Below are 24,879 nucleotides of genomic sequence, written 5' to 3'. Positions count from 1 at the left end.
CAGAACAGTCGGTCAGAAATCGTAACGCCCGGAGACGAACAGGGCGCGCCCGTCGGTCGGGTAATAGTAGTGACCGGCCGTGCTGGAATAGCCGGCAAACGCAGCATGCTTGTGGTCCAGGGCATTGGCGATCTGAGCCTTCAGGGTCCAGGGCTTGAAGTTCCATGAAGCCTGCAGGTCCAGGGTGGCGTAGCCGGCCAGGTCGCCGTGGCTGTTGTCGAAATCGCTGCCGTAGGCCCGTTTGCCGACCATGCGGGTGAGGACCCCGTACTGGCCGATGCTGCCGCCGTCCCAGGTGAGCAGGACGCTGCCCTGGTGTGTCGGGGCCAGGGGCACCCGCTTGCCGGCATAGGTGCCGCTGCGGAAGGTGGCATCCAGATAGGTGTAGCTGACCTTGGCGCTGACGCTGGAACTCAGCTTCCAGTCGGCCTCGGTTTCCAGGCCCTGGCGGCGGGTGGGGTCCAGGTTGACGTTGGCACCGGCGCTGGCGTCGTAACCGATTTCATCGCTCAGGGTGGTGCGGAAGAGGGCGGCTCGGGCCGACCAGGAGCCTTGGGCAACGCGGGCGCCGATTTCGTTGGTGCGGCCGTGCTGGGGCTTGAGGTCGCCGGCGAACACCGGACGGAAGGCCAGGTTGTCGTAGCCGAAGAGCTCGTCCAGGTTGGCGAAGCGGAAGGTGGTGCCGGTCTTGCCGAAGAACTGCCAGGCGCCGCTGCCGTAGGTCAGGCCCAGGTCGTAGGCGGAACGGGTGCGGCTGGCACTGCCGTCCATGCCGGGCTGAAACCAGGCCGGATAGGCATCCTGGTAGGCGCTCTGCTTCATGCGCTGCTGGCGGGCGCCCAGGGTCAGGCTGAGGGCGGAGGTGAGGTTGGTCAGGTTCTGCAGGTAGAAGGCGCTGCTTTTCTGGGTGGCGCGCTGGTTGGGGCCGTTCTGGTTGGTGGAGGTGACCTTGGCGTCGTAGTAATCCACCCCCACCGTGGTTTCGCTGCCCAGTGTCCCGAGGCCGTGGTTGATGCGCAGACGCGGGGTGAAGGAAAGGGTGTCGCGGACGCGCTCGCTCTTCCAGTTGGAAGAGACGAGGTCGGTGTTGAGGGTCTGGTGTTCGAAGCTGACTTCCGTCTCCAGGTCCACCTTGTCGGAGAGGGCATAGGCCACACCAGGGCGGACACGATAGCCGTCACGGCGTTGGGTGTCGTAGGGCTTGCGGCTGTTACGCGGATCGTTTTCGTAGGTCGCCTGCAGCAGATTGCCTGGGAGTCCGGAGGATTCCTTGTATACGGCGAAATCTGAGAAGACCTCGCCCCGCTCCAGCTTCAAGCCTACGCGGCCGCTGGCAGCCTGCTGGTCCTGCTGGCTGTTCTGGCGGTAGCCGTCGAGGCTGGCACTGCGCACGAACAGATTGCCGTAGAGGTGCTCATTGCCACCGGCGAAGCTGCCGTCCAGGCCTCGGTAGCCGAAGGAGCCAGCGGTGGCGGTAATGGAGGCCCGGGGCTTGCCGGACTTGTCGGTGATGATGTTGATGACGCCGCCGGTGGCTCCGTCGCCGTAGAGTACCGTGCCGGAGCCGCGTACCACCTCGATGCGCTCAATGCCGGTGAGGGGAATGGAGGACCAGATGATGGTTCCCATGTCGGTGGGGCTGATGCGCTGGCCGTCCAGCAGTACCAGGGTGTTGCTGGTGGCGGTGGAGCCGAAGCCGCGCATGTCCACCGTCGCGTCCAGGCCCAGAGGGCCGTAGATCGGCATGGCGTTGATGCCGGCCCGGGTCGCCAGCAGGTCGGTCAGATTGGTGGCTGGCGTCTTCTCGATGTCTTCCCGGGAAATGACGCTGATGTTGGCTGCCGTACGGCAATCGGCCTCGGAGAAACGGGTGGCGGTGACGATGACGGACTGGAGCGAGGCTTCCTCCGCCAGGGCCGCGGTCGCAGGCAGGGCAAAGGCAGCGGTCAGGGCGGTGGATAACAGGGAACGGCGCATGGGAGTGACTCCTGCATGGCAACGATGCGCATCCCGCAGCACCGTCGCCGATGGTAATTGGACGCGGGCAGGGAACCTTCGGATCAGGAGTGCTTTTTGGACAGACCAGTCTTGCCGCTTCCCCGCGACGCTTCCGCGAATTCCGTTCAGGCCGGTATCCGGGCTCGGAAGTCTTGATCCATCGCCTTCCCGGGGGTGACCCAGTGGCGTCGTGATGGACCCGCACTTCCTTACCGTTGCGGGGGCAGCACAGGCATTGCGCCGCTGCTGGCGGCGCGCACCTGTTTCCCGTTTAACCGCGGAGGAGGACTCCTCCCGCGGCACCTGACGCGGAGCGTTGTCCCTGGTGGAACAACGGGGGCGGATGGTACTCCATACCTGCCTGTATGGCGAGGCCGGCGCCTGGGCGCTTTGGCATAAAACACATTCAAAATATGGTCTTAGTCCTTGACCTTGCGTGTTTTTGGCCTCTATAGTTCGCGCCTATGACTAAGCAATTGGATGCCCTCGAGGGCAAGGTGGCGCAGGTGGTCAGCCTCTGCCACAGCCTGCGGGCCGAGAACCAGGAACTGCGCGCCCGACTGGCCAGCGCGGAAGACGAGCGCCTGCGTCTGGTCGAGCGCATGGAGGCGGCCCGTGCCCGCCTCGAGGCGCTGGCCGAGCAGTTGCCGGAGGAGGGCAAGGCATGAGCGGCAATTTCATCGACGTGGCCATCCTCGGCCGCGAATACCGGGTGGCCTGCCCGCCCGGCGAACAGGAAGCGCTGCTGGCTGCCGTCGCCTATGTGGACCGCAAGATGCAGGACATCGCAGCCAAGAGCAAAACTGCCGCCGCCGAGCGCGTGGCGGTCATGGCGGCCCTGAATATCGCCCACGAACTGCTTTCCGCCGGGAAGGCGGAGAGCCCCGCAGAAAATCCTGAAACCCCCGTTGACGGCTCTGACTTTCAGCGTAGAATCGGAGCCATGGAAACACAGTTGGACGCGGCCCTCCAAGGCCAGGAACCCTTGTTCTGAAGCCTTCTTGGCCGCACCAGCAAAAGTTTCCGCCGATTGTCCCCTGCGGTGTTCGTCAAGGCCATATATTCCTTGAACCAATGCTAATTGGCATCGGCCGCGAACCACTCATCCGCTGTTGTGAGCGCCCTTCGTCGGGTGCACCTGATGCGGACGGCAAGCGACCACTCTGAACTCAGGTTCAGGATGCCGGCCTAACGGCACAGGCGGGGGCCTAATACAGCAGCGCGGTGCGAGCAATCCACCGCGCTGTTTCCTTTTGTGGCCCCTCTTTTCCCCTGTTCGCCCATGGCTTACTGGCTGATGAAATCCGAGCCGGACGAAGTGTCCATCGACGACCTGGCCCGTCTCGGCCGGGTGCCCTGGTTCGGCGTGCGCAACTACCAGGCCCGCAATTTCATGCGCGATGCCATGAAGCTGGGCGACGGCGTGCTCTTCTACCATTCCGGCTGTGCCGTGCCGGGCATCGCCGGCCTGGGTCAGGTGGCGTCCGCCGCCTACGCCGATGCCACCCAGTTCGATCCGGCCAGTCCCTATTTCGATGCCAAATCCTCGCCCGGGCAGCCCCGCTGGCTCAACGTGGATGTGGCCTTCGTCGCCCGCGGGCGCTTCGTGCCCCTGACCGAACTGCGCTGCCATCCGGCCCTGGCGGCCATGGGAGTGCTGCAAAAGGGCAGCCGCCTGTCCATCACCCCGGTGACGACGGAAGAGTGGCAATTCATTACCCGCAAGTTGATGGAGCTGAACGATGCTTTTTGATTTCTGGTGGCTGGCCTATGTGGGTCTGGGCCTCTTCGCCGGTTTCATGGCCGGCCTCCTGGGCATCGGCGGCGGCGCCGTGATGGTGCCCCTGCTGGCCATGATCTTCGCCGGCCAGCAGTTCCCGCCGGAGCAGATGCTGCATCTGGCCCTCGGCACCTCCATGGCCACCATCATCTTCACCGCCATTTCCAGCCTGCGCACCCACCACCAGCATGGCGCCGTGATGTGGGACACGCTGCGCTCCTTCACTCCGGGGGTGCTGGTGGGGACAGTGCTGGGCACCCAGCTCGCCGCCCGCATTTCCACCCAGGGCCTGGCCCTGTTCTTTGCCTGCTTCATTTCCTGCGTGGCGTTGCAGATGGCGTTGAACTTCAAGCCGAAACCCCACCGGGAACTGCCCGGCCCGGCCGGCCTGGGGCTGGCGGGCGGGGTCATCGGCGCCCTCTCTTCCCTGGTGGCCATCGGCGGCGGCTCCCTGACGGTGCCTTACCTGGCCTGGTGTAACGTGCCGGTGCGCAACGCCATCGGCACTTCGGCGGCCCTCGGCCTGCCCATCGCCTTCTTCGGCACCCTGGGCTACGTCTGGAACGGCTGGGGCGAGGCCGGCCTGCCGGCCTGGAGCGTTGGTTACGTCTATCTGCCGGCCCTGCTGTGGGTGATGGCGGGCAGCGTGGTGGCGGCCCCGGTGGGGGCGCGTCTGGCCCATCGCCTGCCGGTGGCGACCCTGAAGCGGATTTTCGCCGGCGTGCTGGTGCTGCTGGCAGCCAAGATGTTGCATGGCGTCATGTAGATGGCGGCTTGCCGACCTTGATGCATATGGAAAGGGCCTGCGGGCCCTTTTTTGTTTTTGCGCCGCGACATACGGGCGGGTATGGAAATTTGCGTAACTGTTATATCATTGCGTAATCCATGTCCGTTCCCGGACGCAATACGGGTTTCCCACATTGGGGAAAACCCGCCGGGAGGGCTGGGTAGAGGGGGAGTCGGTCTTTTTCTGCCGACCTAAACAAATACTCAAACTGAGGAGAACACTCGTGAGCAGCGCTGCCTACGAACGGATTCGCAACAATCCGAAGTTCGACAAGCTGGTTGCCACCCGCAGCCGCTTCGCCTGGACCCTGTCTGCCGTGGTCCTGATCCTGTACTACGGCTTCATGGCCGTGGTCGCCTTCAATCCCACCCTGCTGGCCTCCCCCCTGGGCGAAGGCCGTATCGCCACCATCGGCTGGCCCATCGCCGCCCTGATGATGCTGCTGTTCTGGGTCATGACCGGCCTCTACGTGCATCGCGCCAACGGCAAGTTCGACGAAATCAACGCCGAACTGATCAAGGAAGCCACCAAGGAGGCCCAATAATGCGTAACCTGTCCCGCTTCCTGCCCCTGCTGGGCCTGCTGCTGGCCGCCGGTGCCGCCTATGCCGGTCCCGGCACCGTCGGCGAGGCTGAAAAGCAGCCCCTGAACGTGGCCGCCATCGCCATGTTCGTGGCCTTCGTGCTGTCCACCCTGGGCATCACCTACTGGGCCGCCAACCGCACCAAGTCCACCGCCGACTTCTACACTGCCGGCGGCGGCATCACCGGTTTCCAGAACGGCCTGGCCATTGCCGGCGACTACATGTCCGCCGCCACCCTGCTGGGTCTGACCTCCATGGTGTTCGCCAAGGGCTATGACGGTTTCGTCTACATCGTCGGCTTCTTCGTCGGCTGGCCCATCATCCTGTTCCTGATGGCCGAGCGCCTGCGTAACCTGGGCCGCTTCACCTTTGCCGACATCACCTCCTACCGTCTCGATCAGAGCAAGGTGCGGACGGTGGCTGCCATCTCCTCCCTGACCGTGGTGCTGTTCTACCTGATCACCCAGATGGTCGGCGCCGGCCAGCTGATCAAGCTGCTCTTCGGCCTGGACTATGAGGTGGCCGTGGTCGTGGTGGGCGTGCTGATGATGGTCTATGTGACCTTCGGCGGCATGATCGCCACCACCTGGGTGCAGATCATCAAGGCCTGTCTGCTGCTTGGCGGCGGCACCCTGATGATGCTGCTGGCCATGTCCCACTTCGGCTTCGATTTCGAAACCCTGGTCACCAAGGCTACCGAAGTGCACAAGGACGGCACCAAGATCATGGGTCCGGGTTCCCTGCTGGCCGATCCGGTTAATGCGGTGTCCCTGTCCCTGGGCCTGATGTTCGGTACCGCCGGCCTGCCCCACATCCTGATGCGCTTCTTCACCGTGCCGGATGCCAAGCAGGCCCGCAAGTCCGTGTTCGTGGCCACCGGCTTCATCGGCTTCTTCTTCCTGGTGGTGGTGCTGCTGGGTATGTCCGCCATCGTTCTGGTCGGCACCAACCCCGAGTTCTTCGAAGGCGGCAACGTCGGCGGCAAGATGATCGGCGGCGGCAACATGGTGGCCATGCACCTGGCCAAGTTCGTCGGCGGCAACATCTTCCTCGGCTTCCTTTCCGCCGTGGCCTTCGCCACCATCCTGGCCGTGGTTTCCGGCCTGGCTCTGGCCGGCGCTTCCGCCATCTCCCACGACATCTACGCCAATGTGATCTGCAAGGGCAAGCCCAAGGGCGGTTCCGAGCTGAAGGTGTCCAAGATCGCCTCCATCTTCATCGGTCTGGCTGCCATCGGCCTGGGCATCATGTTCGAAAAGCAGAACCTGGCCTTCATGGTCGGCCTGGCTTTCGGCATCGCTGCTTCTGCCAACTTCCCGGTGCTGATCCTCTCCATGTACTGGAAGGGTCTGACCACCAAGGGCGCCATTGCCGGCACCATCTGCGGCCTGACTGCTGCCGTGGTCTTCGTGGTGCTGTCCAAGGCCGTGTGGGTGACCGTGCTGGGCAAGGCCCAGGCCATCTTCCCCTACGACCAGCCGGCCCTGTTCTCCATGCCCCTGGCTTTCCTCATCGCCTTCGTGGTCTCCAAGCTGGATACCAGCGCCCAGGCCAAGCGCGAGATCGAAGCCTTCGACGACCAGTACGTGCGTGCCCAGACCGGTCTGGGTGCCGCCGGCGCCAGCAACCACTAAGCGCCAGCTGCAGCGTCAGCGCCATAAAAAAGCCCCGGGAGTTTCCCGGGGCTTTTTCTTTTTGCCGTTGCCGGCGGCCAGCGCAGTTTATTGATCAGCAGCCCTTGAAGGCGGGCTTGCGCTTGGCCAGGAAGGCGTCCAGGCCTTCCTTGTAGTCGGCGGTGTCGAGGAAGGCGAAGGAGGCGGCCTTTTCTTCCTGGGTCAGGGGCGCGCCGGAAGCCAGGCGGCGCATCCACTGCTTGTGCCAGCGGGCCACCAGGGGAGCGCCGGCGGCGATGCGGCGGGCGGTGGCGGTGACTTCGTCCTCCAGCTGGGCATCGGCCACCACCCGCGTCAGCAGTCCCTTGCCGTAGGCCTCGGCGGCAGAGAGGATGCGCCCTTCCAGCAGGATCTCGGACATCACGGCGGGGCCGGCCAGGGCCAGCAGGCCGGACATCTCGCCCGGATACATGGAGAAGCCCAGCTTGTTGATGGGGGCGCCGAACTTGGCCCCTTCGCCGGCGATGCGCAGGTCGCAGTTGCCGGCGATCTCCAGGCCGCCGCCGATGCAGGCGCCCCGGATCAGGGCCACGGTGGGGTGGGGGCAGTCGCGCACCGCATCCAGGGCAGCGCCCACCTTATCGTGGTAGTGCAGGGCCTGTTCCAGGTTGGTGCGCTTGACCAAGAATTCCTCGATGTCGCCGCCGGCGGCGAAGGCTTCGCCGGCACCGGCGAGGACGACGGAGCGCAGGCTGGAGTCGGCCGAGAGTTCGGCCATGGCGGCGGCCAGGTCGCACCACATGGCGTAGTTAACGGCGTTGAGCTTCTCCGGGTTGGAGAGGGTGACGGTGGCGATGTCGCCGTCACGGGAGACGAGAATGCGTCCGGACATGGCGGTTCTTTCAAGGCGGGGTGGAAAAAAACAGGGGCTGCACAGGCAGCCCCGGGGTGTGCGGCGGGTGCGGTTCAGCGGCTGGTGGCCTTGGCCATGGCTTCGCTGCCGGCGATGAGGTGGCTCTTCATGACCTTCTCGGCCAGGTCCGGGTCCTTGGCGGTGATGGCGGCCAGCAGTTCCCGGTGTTCTTCCATGGACTTCTTCAGGCGGCCGTCCACGGACAGGGACTGGTAGCGGGTCAGCTTGAGGACCTTGCGCAAATCCTGGATCACCTGCAGCAGCCAGCGGTTGCCGGCGATTTCCCAGAGGGTCAGGTGGAAATTCTGGTTGGCCTCGAAGTAGGCCGGAATGTTGCCGGTGGCTGCCGCCTTTTCCAGGATGTCCTGGATCGCCTGCAGGCGGGCCACGTCGGCCGGGGTGGCCTTCTGGGTGGCCTCGAAGGCGCAACGGCCTTCCAGCATGGCGATGATGGGGAAGATTTCCTGGATGTCGCCCCCGGACAGCTCGGTGACGTAGCAGCCGCGGCGCGGCTTGAGGGTCACCAGGCCTTCGGAGGCCAGCACCTTCAGGGCCTCGCGCAGGGGGGTGCGGGAGATGCCGTAGTCTTCGGCCAGGGCCTGCTCGTCGATCCAGGTGCCGGGTGGCAGTTCATGGGAAAAGATGCGCTGACGCAGGCGCTCGGCCACTTCTTCGTAGAGGGCGGGCTGGGCGATACGGATGGCGTTCATGAACGATCGGTGGGACAGAAATTCAGCAGGATATAGAAAATCCGGACGCAGAGTCTGGTGTCTTTGCCCTATGCGTTACGTAATAAGCCAAGCATTACGCAAGCCGCAAGCAGGGCGCAATTATAGCCCAGTTGGCAAGTATTGCATTCATAATTATGGATACAGTATTATCCAGGGTTCGGGATGTCAAGCTGGCCGAGAAGCGGGTTCATGGCTGCCGGCGCTCCCTTAGCAAGCCCTTCCCCGCCGCCTGTTTGGGCGGCGTAGAATCGAAAATCTAGCCGTCGCAGCGCCTCTGGCATGCGGCGGGTGTACCGAGAAAGGTCTGACATGTCTGCCGACGCATCCAAGCCCCAATTGCCCAATTCCGACAACCTGGACGCCTGGGCCAAGGCCGCCGCCAAGTCCGCTCCCGGCGGCGACGTCAATGCGCTCAACTGGATCACGCCGGAAGGCCTGACCGTCAAGCCCCTGTACACCAAGAAGGACGTGGAGAATCTGCCCTACGCCGACACCCTGCCCGGCTTCGCCCCCTATCTGCGCGGCCCCCAGGCCACCATGTACGCCGTGCGGCCGTGGACCATCCGCCAGTACGCGGGCTTCTCCACCGCTGAAGAATCCAACGCCTTCTACCGCAAGGCTCTGGCAGCCGGCGGCCAGGGCGTTTCCGTGGCCTTCGACCTGGCCACCCACCGCGGCTACGACTCGGACAATCCCCGGGTCCTGGGCGACGTCGGCAAGGCCGGCGTGGCCATCGATTCCGTCGAGGACATGAAGATCCTCTTCGACGGCATCCCCCTCGACAAGATTTCCGTTTCCATGACCATGAACGGCGCCGTGCTGCCCATCCTGGCCGGCTACATCGTCGCCGCCGAAGAGCAGGGCGTCTCCCAGGAACAGTTGTCCGGCACCATCCAGAACGACATCCTGAAGGAGTTCATGGTCCGCAACACCTATATCTATCCGCCCAAGCCGTCGATGAAGATCATCTCCGACATCTTCGGCTACACCGCGCAGCACATGCCCAAGTTCAACTCGATTTCCATCTCGGGTTATCACATCCAGGAAGCCGGGGCCAACCAGGCCATCGAACTGGCCTTCACCCTGGCTGACGGCATGGAGTACGTGCGCACCGGCATCGCCTCCGGCCTCGATGTGGACGCCTTCGCCGGCCGTCTGTCCTTCTTCTGGGCGGTGGGCATGAACTTCTACCTGGAAATCGCCAAGATGCGCGCCGGCCGGATGCTGTGGCACCGCATCATGAGCCAGTTCAATCCCAAGAGCGCCAAGTCCCTCATGCTGCGGACCCACAGCCAGACCTCCGGCTGGTCCCTCACCGAGCAGGACCCGTACAACAACGTGGTGCGCACCACCATCGAGGCCATGGCGGCCGTCTTCGGCGGCACCCAGTCCCTGCACACCAACGCCCTGGACGAGGCCATCGCCCTGCCGACGGAATTCTCCGCCCGCATCGCCCGCAACACCCAGCTCATCATCCAGGAAGAAACCCACATCTGTAACGTGGTGGACCCCTGGGCCGGTTCCTACATGATGGAAAAGCTGACCCAGGACATGGCCGACAAGGCCTGGAGCATCATCCAGGAAATCGAAGCCATGGGCGGCATGACCAAGGCCGTGGAATCCGGCTGGGCCAAGATGCAGGTGGAAACCTGCGCCGCCGACAAGCAGGCGCGCATCGACTCCGGCAAGGACGTCATCGTCGGCGTGAACAAGTACAAGCTGGCCAAGGAAGACCAGATCGACATTCTGGACATCGACAACCACGCCGTGCGCGAAGCCCAGATCGCCCGCCTGAAGAAGATCCGCGCCAGCCGCGACAGCGCCGCCGTGCAGGCCGCCCTGGATGCCCTGACCCAGTGCGCCGAGAGCGGCGAGGGCAACCTGCTGGACCTGAGCGTCAAGGCCATCCGCCTGCGCGCCACCGTGGGCGAAGTGTCCGATGCCCTGGAAAAGGTCTTCGGCCGCTTCCGCGCCAACAACCAGACCATTTCCGGTGTTTATGGAGGCGTCGTGGAAGGACAGGAAAGCTGGGAATCCATCAAGGCCGACATCGCCAAGTTTGCCGAAGAAGAAGGCCGTCGCCCCCGCATCATGATCGCCAAGCTGGGCCAAGACGGCCACGACCGTGGCGCCAAGGTGGTGGCCACCGCCTTCGCCGACCTGGGCTTCGACATCGACATGGGCCCCCTCTTCCAGACCCCGGAAGAAGCCGCCCGCCAGGCCGTGGAAAACGACGTGCACGCCATCGGCGTTTCCTCCCTGGCCGCCGGTCACAAGACCCTGCTGCCGGCCCTGGTGAACTCCCTCAAGGAACAGGGCGCCGACGACATCATCGTCTTCGCCGGCGGCGTCATTCCCGCCCAGGATTACGATACCCTCTACGCCGCAGGCGCCAAGGCTATCTTCGGCCCCGGTACCCGAATCGAAGATTCCGCCAAGCGCGTTCTGGAAGAAATCCGCAAGTCCCGCGGCTAAGCCTTGACGATGCAGATGTCGGAAGCCTCCACGGTGGGGCAGCACTCCCTCGCCGGGGCCGACCAGGCCCTGGTGGACGGGGTCCTGGCGCGTCAGCGCCGGGCCCTGGCCAAGGCCATCACCCTGATCGAGTCCAGCCGGGCCGACCATCAGGTGCGGGCCCAGCAGGTGCTCGCCTCCCTTCTGCCCCACACGGGCAAGGCCATCCGCATCGGCATTTCCGGCGTCCCCGGCGCCGGCAAGTCCACCTTCATCGAAGCCCTGGGCATCCACCTGATCGAACGGGGCCATCGCCTGGCCGTGCTGGCGGTGGATCCTTCCTCCTCCGTCTCCGGCGGCTCCATCCTGGGTGACAAGACCCGCATGGAAACCCTGTGCCAGCGCGAGGAGGCCTTCATCCGGCCGTCCCCCTCCGCCGGCAGCCTGGGCGGCGTCGCCGAAAAGACCCGGGAAGCCATGCTGCTGTGCGAGGCCGCCGGCTTCGACGTGATCATCGTCGAGACCGTCGGCGTCGGCCAGTCCGAGACCACGGTGGCCGGCATGGTGGATATGTTCTGCCTGCTGCAGCTGCCCAATGCCGGCGACGACCTGCAGGCCATCAAGAAAGGCATCGTCGAGATCGCCGACATGGTGGTCATCAACAAGGCCGACATCGACCCCCGGGCCGCCCAGGTGGTGCGGGCCCAGTGGAACAACGCCCTGCACATGCTGCGCCACGCCAGCCCCAACTGGGCGCCGCCGGTGATCACCCTGTCGGCCCTGCACAAGGAAGGCATCGGCGACTTCTGGGCCCAGGTGGAAAAGTACCGCCAGGCCCTGACGCCCACCGGCGAGTTCGAGGCCCGGCGCCAGCGCCAGTCCATCGACTGGATGTGGAGCCTGATCGATTCCGGCCTGCGCCAGTATTTCCGTAACCACCCGGCGGTGCGCCGGGACCTGCCCGGGCTCACCCAAGCGGTGACCCAGGGCCGCACCACGCCGGCCGCGGCGGCTTACAAGCTGTTGGGCGACCTGCGAACCGATTCGCCATCCGAATAACGTTTCAAACCTTTCGACCCTGTTTCGACCCATTGGGAGAAGTCCACATGCACGACATCATTCACGAGCTGGAGAAAAAGCGCGAAGCCGCCCGCCTCGGCGGTGGCCAGAAGCGCATCGACAGCCAGCACAAGAAGGGCAAGCTGACCGCCCGCGAACGCCTCGAGCTGCTGCTCGATCCCGATTCCTTCGAGGAATGGGACATGTTCAAGGAGCACCGCTGCACCGACTTCGGCATGGCCGAGACCAAGAACCCGGGTGACGGCGTCGTCACCGGCTACGGCACCATCAACGGCCGTCTGGTCTTCGTTTTCTCCCAGGACTTCACCGTCTTCGGCGGCTCCCTCTCCGAGACCCACGCCGAGAAAATCTGCAAGGTCATGGACCACGCCATGAAGGTCGGCGCTCCCGTGATCGGCCTGAACGACTCCGGCGGCGCCCGTATTCAGGAAGGCGTTGCCTCCCTGGGCGGCTACGCCGACGTGTTCCAGCGCAACGTCATGGCCTCCGGCGTGATCCCCCAGATCTCCATGATCATGGGCCCCTGTGCCGGCGGCGCCGTGTATTCCCCGGCCATGACCGACTTCATCTTCATGGTGAAGGATTCCTCCTACATGTTCGTCACCGGTCCCGAAGTGGTGAAGACCGTGACCCACGAAGAAGTGACCGCCGAGGAACTGGGCGGCGCCGTGACCCACACCACCAAGTCCGGTGTGGCCGACCTGGCCTTCGAGAACGACGTGGAAGCCCTGAACTACCTGCGTCGCCTGGTGAACTTCCTGCCCGCCAACAACCGGGAAAAGCCCCCGGTGCAGAAGACCAACGATCCTGCCGAGCGTCTGGACTTCTCCCTCGACACCCTGGTGCCGGACAACGCCAACAAGCCCTACGACATGAAGGAACTGATCATCAAGATGGTTGATGATTGCGACTTCTTCGAAATCCAGCCGGACTACGCCAAGAACATCATCACCGGCTTCGCCCGCATGGATGGCCACCCCGTCGGCATCGTCGCCAACCAGCCCCTGGTGCTGGCCGGCTGCCTGGACATCAAGTCCTCCATCAAGGCTGCCCGCTTCGTGCGCTTCTGCGACGCCTTCAACATCCCCGTGGTGACCCTGGTGGATGTGCCCGGCTTCATGCCCGGCACCTCCCAGGAATACGGCGGCATCATCAAGCACGGCGCCAAGCTGCTCTACGCCTACGCCGAATGCACCGTGCCGAAGGTCACCCTGATCACCCGCAAGGCCTACGGTGGCGCCTACGACGTGATGTCCTCCAAGCACCTGCGCGGCGACGTGAACCTGGCCTGGCCCAGCGCCGAAATTGCCGTGATGGGCCCCAAGGGCGCCGTGGAAATCATCTTCCGCGAAGAGAAGAACGACCCCGCCAAGCTGGCCGAGCGCGAAGCCGAATACAAGGCCAAGTTCGCCAACCCCTTCGTGGCCGGTGCCCGTGGCTTCATCGACGACGTCATCATGCCCAACGAGACCCGCAAGCGGATCTGCCGTTCCTTGGCCATGCTGCGTGACAAGAAACTCGACAACCCGTGGCGCAAGCACGGCAACATTCCGCTGTAAGCGACGGGAAGGACTAAAACATGTTTAAGAAAATCCTGATTGCCAACCGCGGCGAAATCGCCTGCCGCGTCATCAAGACCGCCCGCAAGATGGGCATCAAGACTGTCGCCGTTTACTCCGAGGCTGACAAGGACGCCCTGTTCGTGGAGATGGCCGACGAAGCCGTCTGCATCGGCCCGGCCGCTTCCAAGGAATCCTACCTGGTCGCCGACAAGATCATCGCCGCCTGCAAGCAGACCGGCGCCGAGGCGGTGCACCCCGGCTACGGCTTCCTCTCCGAGAACGCCGAGTTCTCCCGCCGTCTGGAAGAGGAAGGCATCAAGTTCATCGGTCCCAAGCACTACTCCATCGCCAAGATGGGCGACAAGATCGAGTCCAAGAAGCTGGCCATCGAAGCCAAGGTCAACACCATCCCCGGCTACAACGATGCCATCGACGGCCCCGACGCCGCCGTGGAAATCGCCAAGAAGATCGGCTACCCAGTGATGATCAAGGCCTCCGCCGGCGGCGGCGGCAAGGGCCTGCGCGTGGCCTACAACGACGCCGAAGCCCACGAAGGCTTCTCCTCCTGCGTCAACGAAGCCCGCAACTCCTTCGGCGACGACCGCGTCTTCATCGAGAAGTACGTGCTGGAACCCCGCCACATCGAAATCCAGGTGCTGGGCGACTCCCACGGCAACTACGTGTACCTGAACGAGCGCGACTGCTCCATCCAGCGCCGGCACCAGAAGGTCATCGAAGAGGCGCCGAGCCCCTTCGTCGACCCGGAAATGCGCAAGGCCATGGGCGAGCAGGCCGTGGCCCTGGCCCGGGCCGTGAATTACGAATCCGCCGGTACGGTGGAGTTCGTGGTCTCCGGCGCCACCAAGGAGTTCTACTTCCTGGAGATGAACACCCGTCTGCAGGTGGAGCACCCCGTCACCGAACTGATCACCGGCCTCGACCTGGTGGAACAGATGATCCGCGTCGCCTACGGCGAGAAGCTGCCCCTGACCCAGGCCGACGTGCAGATCAACGGCTGGGCCATGGAGTGCCGGATCAACGCGGAAGACCCCTTCCGCGGCTTCCTGCCCTCCACCGGCCGCCTGGTGAAGTTCCAGCCGCCGGCCGAAGTGGATGGTCAGGTGCGTGTGGATACCGGCGTCTACGACGGCGGCGAAATCTCCATGTACTACGACTCCATGATCGCCAAGCTGATCGTGCACGGCGCTTCCCGCGAGCAGGCCATCGCCCGCATGCGTGACGCCCTGAACGGCTTCGTCATCCGCGGCATCTCCTCGAACATCCCGTTCCAGGCCGCCCTGATGCAGCACGCCCGCTTCCAGTCCGGCATCTTCGACACCGGCTTCATCGCCAAGGAATACCCGAAGGGCTTCGACGCCTCCATGGTGCCCCACGACGATCCGGCCCTGCTGATCGGCGTCGCCGCCTTCGTGCATCGCCGCTACATCGACCGCGCCGCCCAGGTTTCCGGCCAGCTGCCGGGCCACGAGCGCAAGGTGGGCGACGAGTGGGTGGTGATCCGCAACGGCGAACGTCACCCCGTGGTGGCCAAGCCCATCGAGGGCGGCTATCTGGTGACCTACAACGGCGAGAAGTACGAGCTTCTCTCCGACTGGCGCCAGGGTCAGTCCCTGTTCAACGGCACCTGCAACGGCGAGGAATTCACCCTGCAGGTGGAACGCCACCGCATGACCTACCAGCTGTTCCACTGGGGCACTCGCGCCGACATGATGGTGATGTCTGCCCGTGCCGCCGAACTGCTGGCCCTCATGCCGGAAAAGGCCGCTCCCGACCTCTCCAAGTTCCTGCTGTCCCCCATGCCGGGCCTGCTGCGCGAAGTGTCCGTCGCCGTCGGTCAGGAGGTGAAGGCCGGCGAGAAGCTGGCCGTCATCGAAGCCATGAAGATGGAGAACATCCTCAAGGCCGAACAGGACTGCAAGGTGAAGAAGATCTCCGTCACCGCCGGCTCCAGCCTGTCGGTGGACGAAATCATCATCGAGTTCGAATAAGCGGCGGCTGCCGCCTCATCCCGCCCGCCGTCGCCCTCAGGTGACGGCGGCAGGATTGCCCAAGGGCCGGTTCTACCGGCCCTTTTTTTATGGCCGGACGTCGGCCCGGGCTTGCAGCACGGGATGGGGCGGGGCGGAGGGCGAGGCCAGGGTGCGCAGGGCGCCGTAGGCCAGGAAGGCGCCGAGGAGGGCGCACAGGGTGAAGAACAGCGCCAGCTCGCGGCGCAGCAGGCGTTCGATCCTGGGCAGGGTGTCCCTGCCGGGCGGTACTAGCGGCATCTGGTTCATTTTTTTCTCCCTGGGCTGGCTGCCCGCCTGCGCCGTCTGGCGGCGGGCCGGCAAGGCCAGTAAATACCCTGTTGCTTACATGGATATTACGGCGAGGGAGGGAGGCCGGCGGCGGCAGACGCGGTGCCGCGTCAGACCTGGGCCAGGATTTCCAGGATGTCCGTGGCTTCGGGCAGGGGTTGGGCCACCAGGAGAAAGTCGGCCATGGTGTCCAGTTCGGCCAGGGCCGCTTCCAGGGCCTCGCGGACTTCCGGGTGGTCGAAACCGTGGCCGGCCTGGGCCCGGACGATGGCCGCCGCCAGACCCTGGGCCAGGGCTTCGGCACTGTCCAGTTCCAGGTGGGCGGCGTGGTCTGCCAGGCAGTGGGCCGATTCGGCCAGGGCTTCCCCATCCGGTTCCAGGCAGGCCAGTTCCTCCCGCATCAGGGCCGCCTGCTCGCCGATTTCGCCGGCAAAGAGGCGCAGCAGGGTGGGCGAGACGGCGGGACGCTGGCTTTCCCGGCATTCCGCCAGGCGCTGGGCGACGTGGGCCACCCGTTCGGCGAAGATCGGCAGGCCCAGGTCCCGGGTGTCGCCGAGCAGTTCCAGGGCGGCGGCGATGGCGGCGCGCAGGTAGGGGTCCTCGGCCGCCTCCGGGGCGTCGAGAAGGTCGCCGACGCCGGCCAGGGATTCGGCCAGGTGCAGGGTCTCCGGCAGGTTGAGGCTCATGGCGGCGGCGCAGAGGTCGATCAGGGCCCGCCGGAAGGGAGCCAGATCGCCGCTGCCGCGCCCGTTCCAGGCGGCCACGGCGGCGTTGCCGGCGGCGCTCCAGGCGGCTACCGCCTCAGCGTCCAGGTCCGGGGCCTCGGGCTTGGCCATCAGGGAAATCAGTTCGGTCACCGGCGGCAGCTGGCCGGCCCCCTGGCGGATGCACTGCTGCAGTTCCTCGGCCAGGCCGCCCTCGGGGGCTTCGCTGCCATTCAGGGCGGCCCGCATCTGCAGGTCGATGCGGGCGCAGAGGCGGCGGGATTCCGCATCCACCGCCAGGGTGCCGTCGGAGATGGCGCGTAGGAACACTTCGGCACTGTGCCAGAAGGGGGCGAAGTCGCCGCCGGCGGCGGCTTCCAGGTGGCGCACCGCAGCCCGCATCTCCGGCAGCCCGGCCGGGTCCCCCGGCTGTTGCAGCCAGGCCAGCATGCCCCGCTGGTAACGGCTGCGGGCCTGACGCTGGGAGGGGGAGGGCGGGGCAACGCTCATGGCAGGGGCGGAAGGATCGGTGGATGGGGCATTTTACTCCTCTGCCCGGGGACGTCTGTGGTTAGAATGCGGGCATAAATACAAGCGGAGACATCCGTGTTCCACTCCCCCTCGGCTCCCAGAGACCGCCCGGCCTTGCTGTGGCAGGCCCTCCTGTTTTTCCTGCTCCTGCTGCCTGCCGTCGTCCGGGCCCATCCCCTGGTGCTTGATCAGGACGACGGCAGCTTTGCCCTGGTGCCCCACGTGGAAGTGCTGGAAGACCCGGGCGGCAAGCTCGACCTGGCCGCCGTGCGGCAGGCCGCCGCCGCAGGCCGCTTCGCGCCGGCCCATGCCCTGGGCGAATTGAACTTCGGCTATTCCTCTTCCGCCTTCTGGCTGCGCATTCCCCTGGAGTCCCGCCTGCAGCGTTCCAGCCCGTGGCTGCTGGAGATCGCCTTTCCCTCCCTTGACCGGGTGGAGCTGTTCCTGCCCCGGGCCGACGGCCGCGTCGACTACCAGTTAACCGGGGACCGCCTGCCCTTTGCCGAACGCCCCTATCCCAACCGCAATCTGGTGCTGCCCCTGGAGTTGGGACCCGGCGAGTCCCTCGCCCTCTATCTGCGGGTCGAGTCGGAGGGCAGCCTGACTTTGCCCCTGACCCTGTGGACGCCGGATGCCTTCCGCCTGCACAACCAGGACGCCTACGCCGGCTTCTCCCTCTACTACGGCATGCTGCTGGCCCTGGGCCTGTACAACCTGCTGCTCTTCTTCGCCCTGCGGGAGCGCATCTATCTGGTCTATGTGGCCTTCGCCGTGAGCATGGCGGTGGGCCAGCTGTCCCTCAACGGCCTGGGCAACGAATACATCTGGCCGGCCTTCCCCGCCTGGGGCAATGTGGCCCTGCCCTCGGGCTTTGCCGCCACCGGCTTCTTCGGTGCCATTTTTACCCGCCTCTTCCTCAATACCCGGCGCAGCAATCCCCGGGCCGACAAGCTGATCCTGGCCCTGGCCGCCGGCTTTGCCGTGGCCGCCCTGGGGCCGGCCCTGCTGCCTTACCGCTGGGCCGCCATCCTCACCTCCCTGCTGGGTGCCGCCTTTTCCGCCGTGGCCGTGGCGGTGGGCGTCCATGCCCAGCTGCGGCGCCACCCGGGGGCCCGCTACTTCCTCCTGGCCTGGTCCCTGCTGCTGGTGGGGGTGGGCATGATGGCCCTGCGCAACCTGGGCTGGCTGCCCACCACCCTGTTCACTTCCTACGGCATGCAGATCGGTTCGGCCCTGGAGATGCTGCTGCTCTCCTTTGCCCTGGCCGACCGCATCCAGGCCGAGCGCCTGGCCCGGGAACTGGCCCAGGGCGAGGCTCTCCACAGCAAGCAGGACCTGGTCAACGCCCTGCGCAGCAATGAGCAACTGCTGGAGGCCCGGGTGGCGGAACGGACCCGGGACCTGGCCGCCGCCAACGATCGCCTGCTGGCCAACGAGCAGCAGTTGCAGCGCATGGCGCGGCACGATCCCCTGACCGGGCTGGCCAACCGTCTGCTGCTCGACGACCGCATCAGCCATGGTCTGGCGGTGGGGCGGCGCAACGGCACCCGTCTGGCCCTGCTGCTGATCGACCTGGACGGTTTCAAGCCGATCAACGATGAGCATGGTCATGCCGTGGGCGACCAGTTGCTGGTGGTGCTGGCGGACCGCCTGCAACGCTCGGTGCGGGCGGTGGATACGGTGGCGCGCCTGGGCGGCGACGAGTTCGTGCTGGTGCTGGAGGATCTGGCGGCGGTGGAGGACGGGCGCCAGGTGGCGGCCAAGGTGGTGGCGGAAATGAGCCGGCCGGTGGTGCTGGAGGGGCGGGAACTGCTGGTCTCCGCCAGCGCCGGCCTGGCCTTCTATCCGGAGGACGGGGAGGACGCCCAGACCCTGCTCAGGCGTGCCGACGAGGCCATGTACGAAGCCAAGCGGGCCGGCCGCAACACCTTCCGTCAGGTGGGCCAGTAGGACGTTGCGGGCAGCGTGAACGTGCAAAAGGCCGCCCGCGGGCGGCCTTTTTCATTGCGGAAGCCTGTGGGCGGCGCTGCTCAGCCGGCCAGCTTGGCGAAGGCGTCCACCACTTCGGCGGGAGCCTGCACCAGTTCGATCAGCACGCCTTCGCCGCCGATGGGGGATTCCTCGTTGCCCTTGGGGTGCAGGAAGCAGATGTCGAAACCGGCCGCACCCTTGCGGATGCCGCCGGGGGCGAAGCGCACGCCGTTGGCCGTCAGCCATTCCACGGCCTTGGGCAGGTCGTCGATCCACAGGCCCACGTGGTTGAGGGGGGTGGTGTGCACCGCCGGCTTCTTTTCCGGGTCCAGGGGCTGCATCAGGTCCACTTCGACCTTGAAGGGGCCCTTGCCCATGGCGCAGATGTCCTCGTCCACGTTTTCCCGCTCGGAGACGAAATTGCCGGTGACTTCCAGGCCCAGCATGTCGACCCACAGGGTCTTCAGCTTGTCCTTGGAAGGGCCGCCGATGGCGATCTGCTGGATGCCGAGAACTTTGAAGGGACGCTGGGACATGGAGAGGCTCCTGAAATCGGTGGAATTAAAAATACATAATTATACAGAGCGGACTGCCGCCCAGGGAGAGGGGCGAGCGGTACTCGGGGCCGGAATCCGGGGGTGGAGCCCGGGCGGGCTCCCGGGGCGATGCTCCAGGGCGGACACCGGCCCCGGGCGGACGGAGGAGGATGCCGCCTCACGCCACCTGTCCGGCACGATGGGGCGCGAAAAAAAAAGCGGAGCCCCGCCGCCGCAGGTGCTCCGCTTCCCTCTGTAACCGGGCGGACCCGGAAGTGATGGCAATCGCCGTTGCTGCCGGCAGGCGCAACGGTCTGCTTATTTCTTCTTGGCCTTGGCGTCCTTGCTGGCGGCGATGTTGCCGACGAAGGTGTTTTCCACCAGGGGCGGGGCATCCACCTGGGGCACGTGGCACTGCACGCAGTTGTGGCGCAGGTGGGTGACTTCGGCGTGCTGCTTGCCTTCCCGGTCGATGAAGTGGCTCTCGCCGATCTTCGGGGCCTTCTTCTCCTTGTACTTTTCCGGACCGTGGCAGGTCAGGCACTGGTTCTCTTCCAGGGTGATCTCGTCGAAGTTGTCCACCGCGTGGGGAATCACCGGCGGCTGCTCCTTGTAGGTGCGGGCAATGGGCTGTTGCAGGCCCGGCTTCTTGCCGGCGTAGGCTTTCACCTCGGGGGCCGGGTCGCCGGCGGGAATGTCGGCGCCGCGCATGGTTTTGGGCGCATCGGCGGCCTGGGCCAGGCAGGCGAAGGAGGCGGCCAGGATGGCCAGGGTCAGTTTGTGCAGTCGGTTCATGGTCGGCTCCTCAATGGATGGTCTTGCGATGGTCTGTCTGGCCTTCGGCCTCCCCGGCCGGGGCGCAGCACTGGGTGTGCTGGTTGAAGCGGCTGCCGAAGACGAAGACGTCCTTGGCGCAAACGTCGATGCAGCGGCCGCAGTTGGTGCAGGCAGAGGCCAGGATGACCGGGCCGCTGCCGTTGGCCTCGCCCTTGAGGGCGGGGCGGATGACCTGGGGTTCGGGGCAGGCGGCGAAGCAGTCCATGCAGTCGTCGCACTCCTGGCGCCGGCGGGCGCTGACCCGCAGCAGGCTGGTGCGGCCGAGCAGGCCGTAGAAGGCGCCCACCGGACACAGGTGGCCGCACCAGCCCCGGCTCATGATCAGCAGGTCCAGCAGGAAAATGGCGAGGACCACGGTCCAGGCAGCGCCCAGGCCGAAGATGAGGCCCCGGTGCAGCATGGATACCGGATTGATCAGCTCCCAGGCCAGGCCGGCGCCGGCCAGGGGCAGTAGCAGGGTCAGCCCCAGGATCCAGTAGCGGCTGCGGCGGCTGATGTGGGCGCTGCCCTTGAGGCCGAGGCGCTCCCGCAGCCAGCCGGCCAGGTCGGTGACCAGGTTCATGGGGCAGACCCAGGAGCAATACACCCGGCCGCCCACCAGCAGGTAGAAGGCGAGGACGATGGCGGCGCCGAGCAGGGCCAGGCCCTCGGGGCGATGGCCGGAGAACAGCACCTGCAGCACCAGCAGGGGATCGGCCAGGGGCAGGGTGTCCAGGGTCAGGCTGTAGCTGAGGTTGCCCTTGACCAGCCACAGGCCGGCCAGGGGGCCGAGCAGGAACAGGCCCAGGATGCCGACCTGGGACAGGCGCCGCAGCAGCAGCCAGCGGTTGGCGCCGAGCCGGCCCTTGGCGGCCAGGGCGGCGGGGAAACGGGGAGAGAGGAAGCTCATCGCGCCGCCTCGTCGGAAAGCCGGTTGGGCAAGCCGCCACCGGGGATGTTCTGGGGTATGGCCGGAACGCCCGGTCCATGGGCGTCGGCACCGGGGATGCTCGGCGCCAGGCTATCGACGCCGCTGCCCGGGGTGGCCGGCTTGCCGGGGGCGAGGGACGGGCCTCCCTGGCTGGCAGGGTCGAAGTGACCCTCCAGACGGGCGCCTTCAGGCATGCGGTCCGGCAGGTCGCCCAGGCCCTTGTCGTCCACCAGGGAATGGCCGGCCTTCTTCTCTTCCTCCCAGCCGACCCGGTAGTGCTGGCCCAGCTCGCCCTTGGCCAGGGGCACGGGCAGGACCTTGATGGCGGCGGTTTCGAGGACGCAGGAGCGCTCGCATTTGCCGCAGCCCGTACAGTGCTCGGAATGCACCGTGGGAATGAACATGCTGTGGCGGCCGGTGCGGGTGTTGGGCCGCAGCTCCAGGGTGATGGCCTTGTCGATCACCGGGCACACCCGGTAGCAGACGTCGCAGCGCAGGCCGAGGAAATTGAGGCAGGTCTCCTGGTCGAGCAGGACCGCCAGGCCCATGCGGGCCTGGTTGATGTCGGTGAGGCCGTGGTCCAGGGCGCCGGTGGGGCAGGCCTTGACGCAGGGGATGTCCTCGCACATCTCGCAGGGCACCTGGCGGGCAACGAAATAGGGCGTGCCGGTGGAGACCGGCTGCTCCGGCCGGGCCAGGGACAGGGTGCCATAGGGACAGTCGCGCACGCACAGGCCGCAACGGATGCAGGCACCGAGAAAGTCCTCCTCCGCGCCGGCGCCGGGCGGGCGCAGGGCCGCCGGCGGCAGGGCCCGGGCCTGCTTGGCATGGAAGCCCAGGCCGAGGCCCAGCAGGCCGACGCCGCAGGCCATGCGGCCGGCGTCGGCGAAGAACTGGCGCCGGGCCGCCGCAGCCTTGTCGGACTTGGCAGGGGGGGAGTTGGAAAGATCGCTCATGGCGTGACCGGCGGCGGGAACCGACTGGGGGCGGACTTAACCGTCCGCCCCGCCGGCCTCCCTGATGCCTTACCCGGTTGTGTAGGTGCTTAGGCCTTGACCACCTTGCAGGCGCACTTCTTGAAGTCCGTCTCTTTCGAGATGGGGCAGGTGGCGTCCAGGGTCAGCTTGTTCACCAGCCGGTGCTCGTCGAAGAAGGGCACGAAGACCAGGCCCAGGGGCGGCTTGTTGCGGCCCCGGGTTTCCACCCGGGTGGAAATCTCGCCGCGGCGGGACTGCACCTTGACCGTGTCGCCGCGCTGCAGGCCGCGCTTCTTGGCGTCTTCCGGATGCATGTAGATCCAGGCGTCGGGCATGGCCTTGTACAGCTCGGGCACACGCCGGGTCATGGAGCCGGTGTGCCAGTGCTCCAGCACGCGGCCGGTACAGAGCCACAGGTCGTACTCGCTGTCCGGCTGCTCGGCGGCAGGCTGGTAGGGCAGGGCGAAGACCACCGCCTTGCCGTCGGGGAAGCCGTAGAAGCGCACCTTCTCGCCGGCCTTGACGTAGGGGTCGTAGCCTTCGCGGAAGCGCCACAGGGTTTCCTTGTTGTCCACCACCGGCCAGCGCAGGCCGCGGGCCTTGTGATAGGTGTCGAAGGCGGCCAGGTCGTGGCCATGGCCGCGGCCGAAGGCGGCGTATTCCTCGAACAGGCCCTTCTGCAGGTAGAAGCCGAGGACCTTGCCTTCCTCGTTCTCGAAGCCCTTCAGCTGGTCGGAGACGGGGTACTTGTTCACTTCGCCGTTGGCGTAGAGCACGTCATAGAGGGTTTTTCCCTTGTACTCGGGCGCCTTGTCCAGCAGCTCGGCGGGCCACACTTCCTCCATCTTGAAGCGCTTGGAGAATTCCACGTACTGCAGCACGTCGGAGCGGGCCTGGCCCTGGGGCTTGACCTGCTGGCGCCAGAACTGGGTGCGGCGCTCGGCGTTGCCGTAGGCGCCTTCCTTCTCCATCCACATGGCGGAGGGCAGGATCAGGTCGGCAGCCAGGGCGGAGACGGTGGGATAGACGTCGGAGTGCACCACGAAGGCGGCCGGATTGCGCCAGCCCGGGTAGACCTCGCCGTTGATGTTGGGGCCGGCCTGCATGTTGTTGGTGGTGGTGGACCAGAAGAAGGCCACCTTGCCGTCCTTCAGGGCGCGGCTCTGGGCCACGGCGTGCAGACCCACCCAGTCGGGGATGGTGCCGGCGGGCAGCTTCCACAGCTTCTCGGTGATTTCCCGGTGCTTGGGATTGACCACCACCATGTCGGCGGGCAGGCGATGGGCGAAGGTGCCCACTTCCCGGGCCGTGCCGCAGGCGGAAGGCTGGCCGGTGAGGGAGAAGGGGCCGTTGCCCGGTTCGGAGATCTTGCCCACCAGCAGGTGCACGTTGTAGATCATGTTGTTCACCCAGGTGCCCCGGGTGTGCTGGTTGAAGCCCATGGTCCAGTAGGAGACGACCTTCACCTTGGGATCGGCATAGGCCTTGGCCAGGGCTTCCAGGTTCTCCTTCGGCACGCCGGAAATCTCGTGGGTCTTGTCCAGCGTGTATTCGGCGACGAAGGCCTTGAACTCGTCGAAGGAGATGTCGGTGGCCTTGTTGGGGTCGCCCTTGGGCTTGCCGTCCGGGCCCGGGTAGCCGTTGTTGCCGGCGGCCTGTTCCAGGGGGTGGTTGGGACGCAGGCCGTAGCCGATGTCGGTGACGCCCTTCTTGAACTTGACGTGGTTCTTGACGAAGTCCTGGTTCACCGCGCCGTTCTGGATGATGTAGTTGGCGATGTAGTTGAGGATGGCCAGGTCGGACTGGGGCTTGAAGATCAGCTCGTTGTCGGCCAGCTCGCAGGAGCGGTGGGTGAAGGTGGACAGCACGTGGATCTTGACGTGCTTGGCGTTGAGGCGGCGGTCGGTGATGCGGGACCAGAGGATGGGGTGCATCTCCGCCATGTTGGAGCCCCACAGGGCGAACACGTCGGCGTGCTCCGCATCGTCATAGCAGCCCATGGGCTCGTCGATGCCGAAGGTGCGCATGAAGCCGGCCACGGCGGAAGCCATGCAGTGGCGGGCGTTGGGGTCCAGGTTGTTGGAGCGGAACCCGGCCTTCCACAGCTTGGCGGCGGCGTAGCCTTCCCAGATGGTCCACTGGCCGGAGCCGAACATGGCGATGTTGCGCGGGCCGCCGGCCTTGAGGGCGGCCTTGCACTTCTCGGCCATGATGTCGTAGGCCTGGTCCCAGGAAATGGGGGTGAAGTCGCCGTTCTTGTCGTACTGGCCGTTCTTCATGCGCAGCAGGGGCTGGGTCAGGCGGTCCTTGCCGTACATGATCTTGGAGAGGAAGTAACCCTTGATGCAGTTGAGGCCCCGGTTCACCGGCGCTTCCGGATCGCCCTGGGTGGCCACCACGCGGCCGTCCTTGGTGCCCACCAGGACACCGCAGCCGGTGCCGCAGAAGCGGCAGACGCCCTTGTCCCAGCGGATGCCGTCATTCTTCGGCTGCTGCGCCAGGGCTTCGGATACGCCGGGCACCGCCATGCCGGCGGCGTTGGCGGCGGCGGCGACGGCGCTGCTCTTGATAAAGTCGCGACGGGTCAGGTTCAT

At 65.9% G+C, this 24,879-nt stretch carries 21 protein-coding genes, 1 other RNA gene and 1 riboswitch; of the genes, 12 read left to right on the top strand and 10 right to left on the bottom strand.

Features of this window, described 5'->3' with window-relative positions:
- Positions 1–12: 12 nt before the first annotated feature.
- Positions 13–1,977 (bottom strand): TonB-dependent receptor family protein, encoded by a 1,965-nt coding sequence (locus OEL49_RS14440; RefSeq protein WP_287875325.1) that lies wholly within the window; start codon positions 1,975–1,977, stop codon positions 13–15.
- A gap of 132 nt (positions 1,978–2,109) precedes the next feature.
- Positions 2,110–2,320: riboswitch (cobalamin riboswitch) on the bottom strand.
- A 142-nt stretch (positions 2,321–2,462) separates the two neighbouring features.
- On the opposite strand from OEL49_RS14440, the gene OEL49_RS14435 reads away from it, so the two are divergent.
- The 7 genes from OEL49_RS14435 (at position 2,463) to OEL49_RS14405 (ending at position 6,782) form a co-directional block, all read left to right on the top strand.
- Positions 2,463–2,666 carry a hypothetical protein gene (locus OEL49_RS14435; protein ID WP_287875323.1) on the top strand — a complete coding sequence of 68 codons (204 nt, stop codon included), beginning with the start codon at positions 2,463–2,465 and terminating at the stop codon, positions 2,664–2,666.
- On the top strand, positions 2,663–2,992 hold the full coding sequence (locus OEL49_RS14430; RefSeq protein ID WP_130459812.1) for a cell division protein ZapA: 330 nt from the start codon (positions 2,663–2,665) through the stop codon (positions 2,990–2,992). The genes OEL49_RS14435 and OEL49_RS14430 overlap by 4 nt, the downstream gene beginning before the upstream one ends.
- A 37-nt stretch (positions 2,993–3,029) precedes the next feature.
- Positions 3,030–3,209: non-coding RNA, 6S RNA (gene ssrS / locus OEL49_RS14425), on the top strand.
- 71 nt (positions 3,210–3,280) lie between these two features.
- Positions 3,281–3,751 carry an EVE domain-containing protein gene (locus tag OEL49_RS14420; RefSeq protein WP_414635389.1) on the top strand — a complete coding sequence of 157 codons (471 nt, stop codon included), beginning with the start codon at positions 3,281–3,283 and terminating at the stop codon, positions 3,749–3,751.
- Entirely contained in the window at positions 3,741–4,544 is an 804-nt protein-coding gene (locus tag OEL49_RS14415) for a sulfite exporter TauE/SafE family protein (protein ID WP_287875318.1), read from the top strand. The genes OEL49_RS14420 and OEL49_RS14415 overlap by 11 nt, the downstream gene beginning before the upstream one ends.
- Positions 4,545–4,788: 244 nt before the next feature.
- Positions 4,789–5,109, top strand: a complete 321-nt coding sequence (locus tag OEL49_RS14410; protein WP_014235638.1) for a DUF485 domain-containing protein — start codon at positions 4,789–4,791, stop codon at positions 5,107–5,109.
- A complete protein-coding gene (locus OEL49_RS14405; protein ID WP_014235637.1) occupies positions 5,109–6,782 on the top strand; it encodes a cation acetate symporter in 1,674 nt (557 codons plus the stop codon). The genes OEL49_RS14410 and OEL49_RS14405 overlap by 1 nt, the downstream gene beginning before the upstream one ends.
- A gap of 94 nt (positions 6,783–6,876) precedes the next feature.
- Here OEL49_RS14405 and OEL49_RS14400 read toward each other — a convergent pair whose 3' ends face one another.
- Both OEL49_RS14400 and OEL49_RS14395 read right to left on the bottom strand, forming a co-directional pair.
- Positions 6,877–7,653: an enoyl-CoA hydratase/isomerase family protein gene (locus OEL49_RS14400; protein WP_287875315.1), complete on the bottom strand. Its 777-nt coding sequence runs from the start codon at positions 7,651–7,653 to the stop codon at positions 6,877–6,879.
- A gap of 74 nt (positions 7,654–7,727) precedes the next feature.
- Positions 7,728–8,384 (bottom strand): GntR family transcriptional regulator, encoded by a 657-nt coding sequence (locus OEL49_RS14395; RefSeq protein WP_130459816.1) that lies wholly within the window; start codon positions 8,382–8,384, stop codon positions 7,728–7,730.
- Between the two features lie 330 nt (positions 8,385–8,714).
- Between OEL49_RS14395 and scpA the strand changes: the two genes are divergently transcribed.
- Genes scpA through accC form a run of 4 tightly spaced genes read left to right on the top strand, consistent with a single transcriptional unit; the run spans position 8,715 to position 15,510 of the window.
- Positions 8,715–10,880: a methylmalonyl-CoA mutase gene (scpA, locus tag OEL49_RS14390; RefSeq protein WP_287875313.1), complete on the top strand. Its 2,166-nt coding sequence runs from the start codon at positions 8,715–8,717 to the stop codon at positions 10,878–10,880.
- A 9-nt stretch (positions 10,881–10,889) separates the two neighbouring features.
- The gene (gene meaB, locus OEL49_RS14385; RefSeq protein ID WP_014235633.1) at positions 10,890–11,918 is read left to right on the top strand and encodes a methylmalonyl Co-A mutase-associated GTPase MeaB; all 1,029 of its coding nucleotides are present in this window, start codon (positions 10,890–10,892) and stop codon (positions 11,916–11,918) included.
- A gap of 47 nt (positions 11,919–11,965) precedes the next feature.
- A complete protein-coding gene (locus OEL49_RS14380) occupies positions 11,966–13,498 on the top strand; it encodes an acyl-CoA carboxylase subunit beta (protein WP_014235632.1) in 1,533 nt (510 codons plus the stop codon).
- 20 nt (positions 13,499–13,518) lie between these two features.
- Positions 13,519–15,510: an acetyl-CoA carboxylase biotin carboxylase subunit gene (accC, locus tag OEL49_RS14375; RefSeq protein ID WP_014235631.1), complete on the top strand. Its 1,992-nt coding sequence runs from the start codon at positions 13,519–13,521 to the stop codon at positions 15,508–15,510.
- Between the two features lie 87 nt (positions 15,511–15,597).
- Here the strand turns inward: accC and OEL49_RS14370 are convergent, their stop codons facing one another.
- Together OEL49_RS14370 and OEL49_RS14365 are read right to left on the bottom strand one after the other, a co-directional pair.
- Complete coding sequence (locus OEL49_RS14370; RefSeq protein WP_014235630.1) at positions 15,598–15,798, bottom strand: hypothetical protein; 201 nt, start codon at positions 15,796–15,798, stop codon at positions 15,598–15,600.
- A 131-nt stretch (positions 15,799–15,929) separates the two neighbouring features.
- Complete coding sequence (locus tag OEL49_RS14365; protein ID WP_287875310.1) at positions 15,930–17,033, bottom strand: hypothetical protein; 1,104 nt, start codon at positions 17,031–17,033, stop codon at positions 15,930–15,932.
- A gap of 96 nt (positions 17,034–17,129) precedes the next feature.
- On the opposite strand from OEL49_RS14365, the gene OEL49_RS14360 reads away from it, so the two are divergent.
- Positions 17,130–19,004 (top strand): 7TM diverse intracellular signaling domain-containing protein, encoded by a 1,875-nt coding sequence (locus OEL49_RS14360; protein WP_287875308.1) that lies wholly within the window; start codon positions 17,130–17,132, stop codon positions 19,002–19,004.
- Positions 19,005–19,084: 80 nt separating this feature from the next.
- On the opposite strand, the gene OEL49_RS14355 is transcribed toward OEL49_RS14360, so the two are convergent.
- The 5 genes from OEL49_RS14355 to napA form a co-directional block, all read right to left on the bottom strand.
- A complete protein-coding gene (locus tag OEL49_RS14355) occupies positions 19,085–19,561 on the bottom strand; it encodes a VOC family protein (RefSeq protein ID WP_014235627.1) in 477 nt (158 codons plus the stop codon).
- Between the two features lie 318 nt (positions 19,562–19,879).
- Entirely contained in the window at positions 19,880–20,356 is a 477-nt protein-coding gene (locus OEL49_RS14350; protein ID WP_130459820.1) for a nitrate reductase cytochrome c-type subunit, read from the bottom strand.
- Between the two features lie 10 nt (positions 20,357–20,366).
- Entirely contained in the window at positions 20,367–21,287 is a 921-nt protein-coding gene (gene napH / locus OEL49_RS14345; protein ID WP_287875306.1) for a quinol dehydrogenase ferredoxin subunit NapH, read from the bottom strand.
- Positions 21,284–22,264 (bottom strand): ferredoxin-type protein NapG, encoded by a 981-nt coding sequence (gene napG, locus OEL49_RS14340; protein WP_014235624.1) that lies wholly within the window; start codon positions 22,262–22,264, stop codon positions 21,284–21,286. Before napG ends, napH begins: the two co-directional genes overlap by 4 nt.
- A gap of 89 nt (positions 22,265–22,353) precedes the next feature.
- Positions 22,354–24,879, bottom strand: coding sequence for a nitrate reductase catalytic subunit NapA (gene napA, locus OEL49_RS14335; protein ID WP_287875303.1), 2,526 nt, complete (start codon positions 24,877–24,879; stop codon positions 22,354–22,356).

It is taken from the genome of Azospira sp. (assembly GCF_030247495.1).
Taxonomy (GTDB): Bacteria; Pseudomonadota; Gammaproteobacteria; order Burkholderiales; family Rhodocyclaceae; genus Azospira; species Azospira oryzae.
The sequence above is the reverse complement of the archived record's forward strand: the minus strand, read 5'-3'. Positions and strand labels throughout refer to the sequence as shown.